A 14,356-nucleotide genomic window follows, 5' to 3' on the forward strand; every position below is an offset into this window, starting at 1 on the left:
TATATTATAAATTTAGTCTTGTAATTTTTGTATTGCTTTAATTTGGTCTGCAAAGAAACCACTTTTTTCTGGATATTTCAAACTTAATATTTTATAAGATTGAATTGCTTTTTTATAATTTTTTTGTTCTACATAAATTCTTGCTAAAGTTTCTGTCATTAAAGCTTCTGGCTGTATCATACGTTCTTTAGCTAAATTATGCTTTTTTGCTGTAGATTTTGCTGGTTCTAATTTAGGATTGTTAGCTATAAATTTATCTATTAGATCAAATTTTTTGTCTCGTTCGTTATCAGATTCTTCTTCAATAGTAGTGTCTACTATTTCTTTGTTTGTAGATGGTATTTCTCTATCAATAGGTTTAAAAGTGGTTAGTTTCAACCATTCGTTAAAGCTATGAGTTTCAGTTTTATCAAATTGTAATGGTTTGCCAATATTAAGAATTTGTTCCGGAGTTTGATCTTCATGTTTACTATCAACTGTTTCAGATTTACTGTCTGCTTCAGTTTGTTTTGGTTGAAACAAATCCGGATTAATAACGTCTTTTAATTCTTGAAGTTGTGCAGAAAAACTATCGTCTAAACTTGTGTTTTTGTTTACAGATATATCTTCTGCAGTTACTGGTAAATCGTTAATATAAGCTGTGTTTTGTTTTATATAATCAGAAATTTCATTTTGATTAAATGTGTCTGATGTAATAAAATCGAATAAAATACTTCTGTCTGTAGTGTAAGCTGCTGTTGTTTTTAAAGCCTGATTGTACTTAAAACTTTCTTTGTTTTTAAGTCCTTTTAAATGAACTGCTCTAGCCGATTGAAAGTACGGAAATTCTTCAATGATTTGATTTAAAGCAAAAGTTTGATCCTCGCTTACTGTTTGTGGTTTTTGGACTATATTTATGTATTCCTGTATTGTCATTATTACCAATTGGCTAACGATGCATTAAATATATCTTGTGTTAAACGCTCAAAAATTTCTTGAAAAGCTGTTTCTTTAGTTGTACCTGACAGTAATTGGCTTCCTGTATAATCATAAAAAAATGAAAATGATTTTTCAAAATCTTTTTCTTCATCTTCTTTGTTGTAAAACCTAACATTAACGCCTATGGTTAACCTATTTTGTGCTGCAGTACTGTTTGCGGTTGCTGTTGTTGGAGATATACGATATTCTGTAATTTCTCCTTCAAAAACTAAATCTCCGTTAGAATTTACTAAACTTAAATTTGTTTGGTTTTGGATTAAATCTTGTAAAGCTAATGTAAAATCTCTATCTAAACCTGGTTCTATTAGGTTAGCAGTGTATTGAAAATAATTGACTTGAAAAGTCTCTGCGTTTCCAGTATCTGCTCCAGTGAAAGAGTAGATGCCACATCCAAAACATAATAAGGATAAAAAACTGATGTATATGTAATTAAAAATTTTCATTTTATTTTTTTATGTAAAACGCATTTCTACAAATCGTATTGTTTAATTTTTCTATATAATGTGCGTTCGCTAATTCCTAATTCTTCAGCAGCTAGCTTGCGTTTACCGTTGTGTCGCTCTAAAGATTTTTTTATTAATTCTAATTCTTTGTCTTGTAAAGATAGTGTTTCTTCTTCTTCAATTTCTTCAGCAAAATGGTATTTATCTTCGGATGACGCAGATGAAACATTTGGAGAATTTTCTGGTATAGATAATATTTCTAAATCATGTACTTGTTCTTCAAACTCTGCATCGCTATCATTTTCTCCGTATATTTTTTGAATAAGACCTTCGTTGTTTTTTTGAACATCTTTAGCGTTTCCGCTTTTCATAAGCTCCATCGTTAGCTTCTTTAAATCATTTAAATCGGCTTTCATATCAAACAACACTTTGTATAAAATTTCGCGTTCGCTACTAAAATCACTTTCAGATTTTGTAGTGTTAACAACAGCTGGAAGATTAGTTGTTCCTGATGGTAAATACGTTTGTAAAGTTTGTGCACTAATGGTACGATTTTGCTCTAGTACAGATATTTGCTCTGCAACGTTACGTAATTGTCTAATATTTCCGCTCCAGCGATATCTTAACAACATATTTACAGCATCGTCTGTTAATTTAACGGTTGGCATTTTATATTTTAATGCGAAGTCACTAGCAAATTTTCTGAATAATATATGAATATCTTCCTGTCTGTCTCTTAAAGGTGGTAAATGTATATCTACCGTACTTAACCTATAGTACAGATCTTCTCTAAATTTTTCTTTTTTAATAGCTTCAAACATATTAACATTAGTTGCAGCTACTATACGTACATTGGTTTTTTGTACTTTACTTGATCCTACTTTTATAAATTCTCCATTTTCTAAAACACGTAATAAACGAACTTGCGTGGTAAGTGGCAGTTCACCAACTTCATCTAAAAAAATGGTTCCGCCATCTGCAACTTCAAAATAACCACTTCGTGTTTGTGTTGCTCCTGTAAATGCACCTTTTTCGTGACCAAAAAGCTCGCTATCTATTGTTCCTTCTGGAATTGCACCACAGTTTACCGCAATATATTTACCGTGTTTGCGATGTGATAATTGATGAATTATTTTAGGAATACTCTCTTTACCAACACCACTTTCTCCGGTAACTAAAACAGAAATGTCTGTTGGCGCTACTTGTATAGCTTTTTCTATAGCGCGATTTAATCCTGCGCTATTACCTATAATCCCGAAACGTTGTTTTATTGATTGAACTGATTCCATTTAATTGGTGTATTAGTTATTTTTAGATAAGCCAACACCTTCTCCTATAAGTGTAGCTTTTGTACAGTCTGTTATTTTTACATTAACAAAATCGCCAACATTATAATTGCCTTTAGGAAAAACAGCTACAATATTATGTTCTGTTCTTCCTGACCAATGTTGGTTAGATTTTTTAGATTCTTTTTCGATTAAAACTTCTACGGTTGTGTTTAAAAACTGTTGTGTTCTAAATGCGCTGTGTTTAAGTTGAAGTTCAATAATTTCGGCAAGTCTTCTACTTTTTACATCTTCAGGAATATCGTCTTCTAACTTTCTTTCGGCAAGTGTACCAGGTCTTTCAGAATATGTAAACATATACCCAAAATTGTATTTTACGTACTCCATTAAGCTTAATGTGTCTTGATGATCTTGTTCAGTTTCGGTAGGAAAACCTGCAATCATATCTTGACTAATTGCGCAATTTGGAATAATTTCTCTTATGTTATCTATTAAGGTGAAATACTCTTCACGCGTGTGTAAACGATTCATAGCTTTTAAAATACGATTACTTCCGCTTTGTACAGGTAAATGTATATGATTACAAATATTATCGTATTTAGCCATAGTTTTTATCACTTCAAGATGCATGTCTTGCGGATTAGACGTACTAAAACGGATTCGCATTTTTGGTTGCGCTTCGGCACAAAGTTGTAATAGTTTGGCAAAATCTGTTGCAGTTGCCTTTTGCATATCGGTAGCTTTGTCAAAATCTTTTTTAAGTCCGCCACCATACCAAAGGTAACTGTCTACGTTTTGTCCAAGTAATGTGATTTCTTTGTAACCTTTTAAAGCTAGATCATTAATTTCTTCAATAATACTTTGTGGATCACGACTACGTTCTCTACCACGTGTAAAAGGTACGACGCAAAATGTACACATATTATCACAACCACGAGTAATACTTACAAATGCAGTTACACCATTACTGTTTAATCTAACTGGTGAAATGTCGCCATACGTTTCTTCTTTAGATAAGATAACGTTTATTGCGTCACGACCTTCGTCTACTTCTGCAATTAAATTAGGTAAATCTTTATAAGCATCTGGACCCACAACAAGGTCTACGATTTTTTCTTCTTCTAAAAATTTACTTTTTAATCGTTCTGCCATACAACCCAAAACGCCAACTTTCATTTTTGGATTTATCTTTTTTACGGCATTATATTTTTCAAGACGTTTTCTAACAGTTTGTTCGGCTTTGTCACGTATAGAACAAGTGTTGACTAATACCAAGTCTGCATCTTCTAGATGTTGCGTAGTGTTAAAACCTTCATTTTGTAAAATAGAAGCTACTATTTCACTGTCACTAAAGTTCATAGAACAACCGTAACTTTCAATAAATAGTTTTTTACTGTTTTCTTTCTTAGAAGGTATAACTAGCGTTTCACCTTGTTTGTTTTCGTCAATTGTTTTTTCCATAGTATATATAAAATACTGCTTCTCAATAAGCATGCAAAGTTACGATTAATTTGAAAATATGACAATCTGACAGCTAGTTAAATTATGCTAAAAGTTATAAAATTAGGAAGATAAATTTTTTTTGATTTACCTTTGCACTCACAAAAATCTAAGAATGGCGAAGAATTTAGTAATAGTAGAGTCACCAGCAAAAGCAAAAACTATAGAAAAATTTCTAGGAAAAGACTTTAAAGTAGAGTCTAGTTTTGGGCATATTGCAGATTTACCTTCTAAGGAGTTAGGTGTTGATGTGGAAGGCGATTTTGAACCTAAATATCAAGTGTCTTCCGATAAAAAATCTGTAGTAAAAAAATTAAAAGACTTAGCTAAAAAAGCCGAAATGGTTTGGTTAGCAAGTGATGAGGATCGTGAAGGAGAAGCTATTGCTTGGCATCTTGCCGAAACCTTAGGTTTGGATAAAGAAAAAACTAAACGTATTGTTTTTCATGAGATTACAAAAGCTGCAATAATGAAAGCAGTTGAAAATCCGCGTAAAATAGATTACGATTTAGTAGATGCACAACAAGCAAGACGTGTGTTAGATAGAATTGTAGGTTACGAGCTATCTCCAGTATTATGGCGAAAAGTAAAAGGTGGTTTATCTGCTGGTCGTGTGCAATCTGTATCTGTGCGATTAATCGTAGAGCGTGAGCGCGAAATTCAAGCATTTCAACCAGAAGCCTCTTACAGGATTGATGCCGAGTTTTCTAACGAAGAAGGACAATCTTTTAAAGCAAAATTGCCTAAGACTTTTTCGACTAAAGAAGATGCTTTAGCCTTTTTAGAAAAAAATGCGACTGCAAATTTTAAAGTTGCCGACTTAACCAAAAAACCAGCAAAAAAATCGCCTGCAGCACCATTTACAACATCTACATTACAACAGGAAGCATCGCGTAAATTATATTTTTCGGTAAGTAAAACCATGACTATGGCGCAACGTTTATACGAAGCCGGTTTAATTACTTACATGAGAACAGATAGTGTAAACTTATCTGACGAAGCAAGAAAAGGAGCAGAAAAAGAAATTATAACTGCTTACGGTAAAGAATATAGTAAAGAAAGAAATTTTACAGGAAAAACTAAAGGTGCGCAAGAAGCTCACGAAGCGATACGACCAACAGATTTTTCAAGACATAGTGTAAATATAGATCGTGATCAAGCGCGTTTATACGAGTTAATCTGGAAGCGTGCTATTGCATCACAAATGAGTGAAGCGCAATTAGAGCGTACAAATGTAAAAATAGAAGCAAATACTCATGACGAAACCTTTACTGCAAATGGTGAAGTAATAAAATTTGAAGGGTTTTTAAAAGTCTATTTAGAAGGTACAGATGATGAAGATACAGAACAAGATGGTATGTTGCCTGCAATGAAGGTAAACGAAACCTTGTTAAATAATTATATTACTGCAACCGAGCGTTACACGCGTCCGCCATACCGTTACACAGAAGCTTCTTTAGTTAAGAAGTTAGAAGAACTTGGTATTGGTCGTCCATCTACTTATGCGCCTACTATTTCAACCATTCAAAATAGAAATTATATTGAAAAAGGAACCGTTGAAGGCGTAGAAAGAGAATACACGCAATTAACTTTAGCAGCAGGAAAAGTTGAAGACAAAAAGCTAACCGAAAAAGTAGGTTCTGATAAAGGAAAATTAGTACCAACAGATATAGGTATGATTGTCACCGACTTTTTGGTAAACCACTTCGAAAGTATCTTGGATTACAATTTTACAGCAAAAGTAGAAGATCAGTTTGACGATATAGCAGAAGGAAAGGAAGACTGGAAAAAAATGATGAAATCTTTTTACAAAAAATTTCATCCAGTAGTAGAAGACGTTAAAGAAAATGCAGATAGAGAATCCGGAGAACGTATTCTAGGAGAAGATCCAAAAACAGGAAAGCAAGTAAGTGTGCGTTTAGGTAAGTTTGGACCAATGGTACAAATGGGAACTGTAGATGACGAAGAAAAACCAACCTTTGCTAGCCTAAGTCCAGATCAACAACTTAATACAATTACATTTGAAGAGGCAATGGATTTATTTAAGTTGCCAAAGTCTTTAGGAGAATATAAAGGTGAAGCTGTAGAAGTAAACAATGGTCGTTTTGGACCGTATGTTAAACACGGAAAAAAATATATTTCGTTAGCTGCAGGACAAGATCCGTTAAGTGTAGAGCTTGATGATGCTGTAGAGCTAATTAAAGAAAAAGAAAAAGCAGATGCGCCAATATATACTTATAAAGGTAAAGATGTAACCAAAGGAAAAGGACGTTTTGGACCATTTATAAAATGGGATGGTATGTTTATAAACGTCAATAAAAAATACGATTGGGATAACTTAACCACAGAAGATATTGAAACACTAATTGATGAGAAAATTCAAAAAGAAATCGATAAAGTGGTTCATAACTGGGAAGAAGAAGGCATTCGTGTAGAAAAAGCTCGTTGGGGAAGACACAATATTATTAAAGGTAAAACAAAAATAGAATTACCAAAGACTGTAGATGCTAAAGCTTTAACTTTGGAAGATGTGCAAGCATTGATAGAAAAAAATGCACCAAAGAAAAAAACAACAAAAAAGAAGTCAACTAAAAAAACTACCGCAAAAAAGAAATAACCAATGAATTTTAATTTTTTGTCTCCTGTCTCAGATTCAGTATTAGCGCATAATCAATTGTTAGCGCCTTTAAGTTTGGGGAGAAAAATTAAAATTCATTCCGAAGCAGAAGGAATACCAGATTTAGAGCATGTTAAAGTTGCAATTTTAGGTGTTTTAGAAAACCGAAATGATGTAAATTATATAGGTGAAACTTTTAATTTAAATGAAATTAGAAAATCACTATATACATTATATCCTGGAAGTTGGACAACTGTAATTGCAGACTTAGGCGATATACAAAAAGGTGAAACAGTAGAAGATACTTATTTTGCTTTAAAGGAAACACTGGCTATATTAATTCAAAGACGTATTATACCTATTATATTAGGTGGTAGTCAAGATTTAACTTATGCAAACTATCGCGCTTACGATAGTCTAATGCCAATGGTAAATGTTGTAAATGTAGACAGAGCATTTGATCTTGGCGATTCATCTAAACCTATAAAGAATAATAGCTTTGTAGGTAAAATTATATTAGACGAACCTTACAATTTATTTAATTACTCAACAATAGGCTATCAAACCTATTTTAATAGTCAAGAAGAAATAGATCTAATGGAAAGGCTTCATTTTGAATCTTATAGATTAGGTGAAGTCTCTAATGATATTACTTTGGTAGAGCCAGTTGTACGAGATGCTAATATAGTGTCTGTAGATTTAGGTGTTTTAAAAGCAGCAGAAGTAAGTTTAAAACAAAAAGTATCTCCTAACGGTTTAGATGGTAAAGAAATCTGTGCAGTAGCAAGATATGCAGGAATAAGTAATAAAGTGTCATCTTTTGGGATTTACGAATATAAACCGTCGCAAGATGACGAAATAACATCTATGTTAATTTCTCAAATGATCTGGTACTTTATAGAAGGAGTTAATTATAGAGTAAAAGATGATGACTTTTCAGATGGTAATAGTCATCAAAAATTTATTACCTTAGCAGACTCACATGAGTTAATCTTTTATAAAAGTATTAAATCTGGGAGATGGTGGATAGAAATTCCATTTTTATCAAATGTTAATAATAAATTAAAAAAGCATACGTTATTACCATGCACGCATCAAGATTATTTAGATGCTTGCAACGATAAAATACCAGAGCGTTGGTATAAGGCATATCACAAAAATAGCGTCTAATGGAATAAAAATCGGATTAAGTGTCATTTCTTATCGTTTAAATGTTAAATTTGTACGATTAAGAGCGATATTTTTTCAGTAAATAGTTGTTTTTTAAAAAATATATAAATATGTTTACGCTCTTAAAATTTTAAGCGTATAAAATTAACCTCGAGTTTTCTATGAATATGAAGAAGTTTGTATTACTAACAGCGGTTTTCGCACTATTAGCAAGTTGTGGATCAAAAGACAAAGGACAGCTAGTTGGTGTTAAAGGAAAAAAATGGCATCCTGAAAAGCCATATGGTATGACATTAATACCAGGTGGAGCTTTTATTATGGGTAAAGCCGACGACGATTTAGCAGGTATTCAAGACGCGCCAGCTAAAACAGTAACTGTAGCATCATATTACATGGATGAAACAGAGATTACAAATAGTGAATATCGCCAATTCGTAGAATGGGTAAGAGATTCAACTATACGTACAAAATTAGCAATCTTAGCAGATGAGGTAGGAGCAACTCCAGGAGATGGAGGTATTGGTGACTTTGCATTTAAAGATGCAGAAGAAGGAGAACTTACACCATACGAACAGTACATGATTGATAATTATAGTGGTTTAGGAGAAACTGGTTACGAAGGTAGAAAGCTAAATCATGATATTGACTTAATTTTTGATACAGCTGAATATCCAGATGAATACTACGTAGAAGTAATGGATACTATGTATTTACCTTTAGAAGAGTCTTACAATGGTCAACGTACTTGGGATGTAACTAAGTTTAAATTCCAATACTCTTACATGGATATTGCAAAAGCTGCAAAAAATAAAAATTTAAGACGTAAAGACGTTATCGTTAAAGAAGAGGTAGAGATTTATCCAGATACAACGGTATGGATTAGAGATTTCGCGTATTCTTATAACGAGCCAATGCATAATGATTATTTCTGGCACGATGCTTACAGCGATTACCCAGTTGTAGGAGTATCTTGGAAACAAGCAAAAGCATTTTGTGAGTGGAGAACTTTATACCATAATGCAGAAAGAAAAAGAAGAGGTAAGCATTTTGTAGGAAGATACAGATTACCATCTGAAGCACAATGGGAATATGCAGCAAGAGGTGGTTTACAAGCAGCAACATTTCCTTGGGGAGGACCATATGCTAAAAATGACAGAGGTTGTTTTATGGCAAACTTCAAACCTTTAAGAGGTGATTACGCAGCAGACCAAGCATTATATACTGTAGAAGCTGACGCTTTCGAACCTAATGACTTTAACTTATACAACATGGCAGGTAACGTGTCAGAATGGGTAGATTCATCTTACGATCCAGGATCATACGAGTTTGCTTCAACAATAAATCCAAGTGTTAATGATCCTAATAACAAACGTAAAGTTGTAAGAGGTGGATCTTGGAAAGATGTTGCTTATTTCTTACAAGTAAGTTCAAGAGATTACGAGTATGCAGATTCAGCTAGATCATATATTGGGTTTAGAACAGTACAAGATTACATGGGCACAGATGTAACAGCAAACGCAAGAAATTAATAAAAAACTTAACTAAATTATAACAACCTACACAACGTAGAAAAACTAAAACTTAGAAATTATGGCACAAAAAGGAAAAATCTCAACAATGAATATGGTCTACGGACTAGGAGCTGCAATTGTAATTATTGGAGCATTATTCAAAATTCAACACTGGCCTTACGGTTCTTTAATCTTAACAATAGGTATGATCGTAGAAGCAGTAGTATTTACTATTTCTGCATTTGAAAAGTCTCAAGCAGAATTAGACTGGTCTTTAGTTTATCCAGAATTAGCAGGAGGACAATCTACTGGTAAAAAAGCTACAAAAGAAGAGCCAAAAGATGCTGAAGGATTATTATCTAAAAAATTAGATAACTTATTAAAAGAAGCTAAGATCGATGGTGAATTAATGGCTAGCTTAGGAGAAAGCATTAAAAACTTCGAAGGTGCTGCTAAAGGTATAGCACCTACTGTAGATTCAGTTGCTGCAACAAAAAAGTATGGTGAAGAAATGTCATTAGCTGCTGCACAAATGGAGTCATTAAACAGTTTATATAAAGTGCAAATGGAAGCTGCAAGCCGTCAAGCTTCTATCAACGAAGAAACAGTTGAAAATGCTGCTAAATTAAAAGAGCAAATGCAATCTTTAGCATCTAACCTTTCATCTTTAAATGGTGTTTATGGTGGTATGTTATCTGCAATGTCTAAAAACTAATTAGTAATTATTAACTAGAATTTATTAATTAAAAAAACTAATTAGAAATGGCAGGAGGAAAATTATCTGCAAGGCAGAAAATGATTAACTTGATGTATTTAGTATTCATCGCGATGATTGCAATGACAATGTCGAAAGAAGTACTATCTGCATTTGGGTTAATGGATCAAAAATTTGATAGAGCTAATACATTAGCTGCAAATTCAAATGAAGGTATTTTAAAGCAATTAGAAACTCAAGCTGAAGAAAAACCTGAGCAATTTGCTGCACCTAATGAAAAGGCTAAACAAATTAGTATTATTTCTGACGAATTTTACAAGTTTTTAGATGGTGTAAAATCTAATGATATTGTAAAATTAGGAGGATACGAGTTAGAAAACGGTGTGTTACCTTACGAAGAAATGGATAAAGGTGACAAATTAGATGAGTATTGGTTCTCTGGAGATAAATTAACTAAAAGAGGTCAAGAAATAATTGACAGAATCGAAAAATACAAGTCAGATATCAAAGCTGTCTTACCAAACGAAGGTAAATGGCAGCCAGTTATTACTAGTTTTGAAGAGCGCTTTAGTACTAGTAAAGTAGAAAATAATGACGGAAAGAAAATTGATTGGTTAAACTACCATTTCCAAGGTTTCCCTGCAATTGCATCTTACACTAAGTTAACAGCAATGCAAAATGATATTAAAGCTACTGAAACTAATATCTATAACGGATTTTTAGGAAACTTAGTTAGTGATGCTACATCATTAAAAAATTATCAAGCTATTGTATTAGCAGATAAATCTGCATTCTTTGCTGGAGAAAAATTCCAAGGTCGTGTAGTATTAGGTAAATATGCTAACGTTGTACCTACTAAAATGACAGTTGCTGGTAAAGAAATTGATTTAACAAATGCAATTGATTCAACAGGAGCAGCAAGATTAGATTTCAATGTTGGAAATGTTGGTGAGCATGATATTAAAGGTAAATTTACGTTCTTAGAAGATGGTAAACCTTTAGAAATTGATATTCAAGGTAACTATGTAGTAGTTCCAAGACCAAACTCTGCTACTATTTCTGCAGATAAAATGAATGTTGTTTATCGTGGTGTTCCTAACCCAATGACAATTTCTTTTGCTGGTGTACCAGACAATAAAGTTAATGCATCTGCTTCTGGTTTAAAGAAAGCTGGTGGCGTTGGAAAATACATTATGAATCCAGGTTCTGGTAAAGAAGTTACTATTAACGTAACTGCTACTTTAGACGATGGTTCTGCAGCAAGAGATAGTAAAACGTTTAGAATTAAAGATATTCCAAAGCCAACTGGTAAAATAGCTGGTCTACCTTCTGGGACTTTACCAAGAAACAACGTAGAAATTGGTACAGTTAAAGCAGAGTTAGAAGATTTTGATTTTGATTTACCATTAAACGTAACAGGATTTAAATTTAAAGTACCAGGTCAAGCTACAGTAAGAGTTTCTGGTAGTAAGTTAAACGGTCAAGCTAAAGCAGCTTTAAGAAAAGCTAAGCGTGGTGATGCTGTACAAATTTTCGATATTAAATCTAAAGCAAACTCTAGTGTTAATATCAAACCAGCTAGTCCAATTGTAATAGAACTAGCTAACTAATCATATTTGATTAACTATTTAAAAAATTTCAGATGAATTATAAATCTTTATTAGCAATCGTATTTGGAGTAGCATTTACAGCTCAGTTAAATGCTCAAGCTAACATTCTTAATGCAAAAGATCCAGAAGAGATTGGAGTAAGAACAGAAGAGCAAAAAGCTTTAGATAACGACAAACCATTAGAATACGGTTACGTTGATGATAGAGATATTATGTTTGCTAAAATGACTTGGGAAAAAGTGGTTTTAGATGAGCGTGTAAACTTTCCATTATACTATCCAGTAGATACTAATAATATTGGAAGTGATAGACGTTCTTTATTTGATGTGTTAACAAAAGCAGTAGATCAAGGTAAAATTACAGACGTTTATAGCGATTCTTATTTTACTGGAAAACGTACTCAAAAAGAACTAGATCAAATTAGAACTTCTGTAGATACAATGGATATTGGTTACGATCAATTAAACGCAGATGGTTATGTAGATCCAGAATATATCATTACAAGAACTATTTCTTCTTATAATGTATCTGCCTACTTAATTAAAGGGTTATGGTATTTTGACAAACGTCAAGGTGAATTAAAATATCGTATTCTTGCTTTAGCGCCAGCTGCTCCAGACGTTAACTTTATCGATTCTAACGATGAAGCTAACAACGAACCAATTCCTTTATTCTGGATTTTTTATCCAGATGCAAGAGATGTCTTACACGAAGCAAAAGCATTCAATACCAAAAATAGTGCAATGCCTTTCTCTTTTGATCATATTTTAAACTCTAGACGATTTAACGGTGTAATCTATAAAGAAGAAAACGTTTACGGAGATAGAGAAGTAAAAGAGTATATTGCAGAAAACGCATTAATGCAACTTTTAGAATCTGAAAGAATTAAAGAAAAAATTAGAAACTTTGAGTTAGACATGTGGTCTTACTAATAAGTCACTATAAATTATTAAAACGCTCACTAAATAAGTGAGCGTTTTTTTATACCCATTACTTACCTTTGTAGTTATGAATATAGATTACATTATAGTTGGATGCGGATTAGCAGGTATTGCTTTTTGCGAGCAGTTAAAGATTAATAATAAATCTTTTATTGTATTTGATGATAAAAGCCAAAAATCTTCTGTAGTAGCAGGTGGATTATATAATCCAGTTGTATTAAAACGATTTTCTAAAGTATGGAAAAGTCAAGAACAATTAAAATTGGCCCTACCAATCTATAATACTATTCAAAACAGATTACAAACAAAAATCGATTATAAAATACCTGTTAGGCGTAGATTTACATCTTTAGAAGAACAAAATAATTGGTTTGAGGCTTCAGATAAAGACGGTTTAAAACCTTTTTTATGTACAACGTTAATAGATAATCAAAATCCTTCTATCGATGCTAATTTTAAGTTAGGTGAAGTATTAGAAACTGGCCGAATAGATACAAAAGTATTAATTGATAGTTATATTAATGAATTGACATCTAACAATCAATTTATAAATACGTCTTTTAAACATGAAGATTTAGTCTTTTCAGAACATTCAATTCAATATCAACATATTCAAGCAAAATATATTGTATTTGCAGAAGGATTTGGATTAAAGCAAAATCCCTTTTTTAAAAACTTACCTTTAAATGGAACAAAAGGTGAATTAATTACTATAAAAGCTCCACAATTAGATTTAGATTATGTATTAAAATCTAGCGCTTTTATCATACCTCAAAAAGAAGATATTTACGTTGTAGGCGCTACTTACGAATGGGTAGACAAAACCAACAAAACAACAAATAAAGCTAAAGAAGAGCTTTTAAATAAGCTTAAAACCTTTATCAAATGTGATTTTGAAGTTATAGATCAAGTAGCAGGTATTCGACCAACAGTTAAAGATAGAAGACCTTTAGTTGGATCACATCCAAAGTATAAAAATATGTTTGTACTAAATGGTTTAGGAACACGAGGTGTTATGATTGGTCCTTATATAGCTAATCAATTGTATAACTTTATAGAAAAAGGTATTAGTTTAGATACCGAAATCAATATAGATCGCTTCCTAAATTAAAACAGCCAACTTATTTTTTGGCAAGACTTTTATCGTAACTCATAAAAATATTAATCCAAATATTTCTAGAAAGTCTAACAATTACAGGGTAAAATAAAATTAGAGCGCCAACTATAGCTATAAAAGCTGTTTTTAAGGTGCTTCCTAAAAATAAATAGCTAATTAGAAAAGCGGCAACACCAAAAGCTATACCAACAGCATAACTAACATACATGGCACCGTAAAAAAACGAAGGTTCTATCTTGTATTTTGTATTACAATTACTGCAACGTTCATGCATGCTAAATAGTTTTGTGATGTTATAAGGATTAGAATCTTCGTACATACATTCTTCTTGACATTTAGGACAAGCACCAGTTACTATAGAGTATATTTTAGAACCTTTTTTAAACATAATATTTGTGTACTTTTGCAAAGTTTAATACCACAAAATTAAAGCTTCTTTAGAAGATTATAAGTAACAAAAGTCACAAA

Annotated in this window: 12 protein-coding genes; 7 read left to right on the forward strand and 5 right to left on the reverse strand. The window is 32.3% G+C overall.

What is annotated here, in order from left to right; genetic code table 11:
* Positions 1 to 12: 12 nt before the first annotated feature.
* Genes IFB02_RS07960 through miaB form a run of 4 tightly spaced genes read right to left on the reverse strand, consistent with a single transcriptional unit; the run spans position 13 to position 4,168 of the window.
* The gene (locus IFB02_RS07960) at positions 13 to 915 is read right to left on the reverse strand and encodes a hypothetical protein (protein WP_106687803.1); all 903 of its coding nucleotides are present in this window, start codon (positions 913 to 915) and stop codon (positions 13 to 15) included.
* 2 nt (positions 916 to 917) lie between these two features.
* Complete coding sequence (locus tag IFB02_RS07965; protein ID WP_106687802.1) at positions 918 to 1,421, reverse strand: LptE family protein; 504 nt, start codon at positions 1,419 to 1,421, stop codon at positions 918 to 920.
* Between the two features lie 26 nt (positions 1,422 to 1,447).
* Positions 1,448 to 2,710 carry a sigma-54 interaction domain-containing protein gene (locus tag IFB02_RS07970; protein WP_106687801.1) on the reverse strand — a complete coding sequence of 421 codons (1,263 nt, stop codon included), beginning with the start codon at positions 2,708 to 2,710 and terminating at the stop codon, positions 1,448 to 1,450.
* Between the two features lie 12 nt (positions 2,711 to 2,722).
* Positions 2,723 to 4,168 (reverse strand): tRNA (N6-isopentenyl adenosine(37)-C2)-methylthiotransferase MiaB, encoded by a 1,446-nt coding sequence (miaB, locus tag IFB02_RS07975; RefSeq protein WP_191072614.1) that lies wholly within the window; start codon positions 4,166 to 4,168, stop codon positions 2,723 to 2,725.
* 154 nt (positions 4,169 to 4,322) lie between these two features.
* On the opposite strand from miaB, the gene topA reads away from it, so the two are divergent.
* The 7 genes from topA to IFB02_RS08010 all read left to right on the forward strand — a co-directional run bounded on the left by topA (position 4,323) and on the right by IFB02_RS08010 (position 13,882).
* Complete coding sequence (gene topA, locus IFB02_RS07980) at positions 4,323 to 6,824, forward strand: type I DNA topoisomerase (RefSeq protein WP_191072615.1); 2,502 nt, start codon at positions 4,323 to 4,325, stop codon at positions 6,822 to 6,824.
* A 3-nt stretch (positions 6,825 to 6,827) separates the two neighbouring features.
* Positions 6,828 to 7,994, forward strand: coding sequence for a formimidoylglutamase (locus tag IFB02_RS07985; protein WP_106687798.1), 1,167 nt, complete (start codon positions 6,828 to 6,830; stop codon positions 7,992 to 7,994).
* Positions 7,995 to 8,161: 167 nt separating this feature from the next.
* A complete protein-coding gene (porK, locus tag IFB02_RS07990; RefSeq protein ID WP_444704419.1) occupies positions 8,162 to 9,523 on the forward strand; it encodes a T9SS ring complex lipoprotein PorK/GldK in 1,362 nt (453 codons plus the stop codon).
* Positions 9,524 to 9,584: 61 nt separating this feature from the next.
* A complete protein-coding gene (porL, locus tag IFB02_RS07995; RefSeq protein WP_191072616.1) occupies positions 9,585 to 10,220 on the forward strand; it encodes a type IX secretion system motor protein PorL/GldL in 636 nt (211 codons plus the stop codon).
* Positions 10,221 to 10,267: 47 nt separating this feature from the next.
* Positions 10,268 to 11,830, forward strand: a complete 1,563-nt coding sequence (gene porM / locus IFB02_RS08000; protein WP_106687795.1) for a type IX secretion system motor protein PorM/GldM — start codon at positions 10,268 to 10,270, stop codon at positions 11,828 to 11,830.
* Between the two features lie 32 nt (positions 11,831 to 11,862).
* Positions 11,863 to 12,762, forward strand: coding sequence for a type IX secretion system ring subunit PorN/GldN (porN, locus tag IFB02_RS08005; RefSeq protein ID WP_106687794.1), 900 nt, complete (start codon positions 11,863 to 11,865; stop codon positions 12,760 to 12,762).
* A 37-nt stretch (positions 12,763 to 12,799) separates the two neighbouring features.
* The gene (locus IFB02_RS08010; RefSeq protein WP_317173453.1) at positions 12,800 to 13,882 is read left to right on the forward strand and encodes an NAD(P)/FAD-dependent oxidoreductase; all 1,083 of its coding nucleotides are present in this window, start codon (positions 12,800 to 12,802) and stop codon (positions 13,880 to 13,882) included.
* Between the two features lie 10 nt (positions 13,883 to 13,892).
* Here the strand turns inward: IFB02_RS08010 and IFB02_RS08015 are convergent, their stop codons facing one another.
* Positions 13,893 to 14,276, reverse strand: a complete 384-nt coding sequence (locus tag IFB02_RS08015) for a DUF983 domain-containing protein (RefSeq protein WP_191072618.1) — start codon at positions 14,274 to 14,276, stop codon at positions 13,893 to 13,895.
* Positions 14,277 to 14,356: the final 80 nt, after the last annotated feature.

It is taken from the genome of Mesoflavibacter profundi (assembly GCF_014764305.1).
GTDB lineage: Bacteria > Bacteroidota > Bacteroidia > Flavobacteriales > Flavobacteriaceae > Mesoflavibacter > Mesoflavibacter profundi.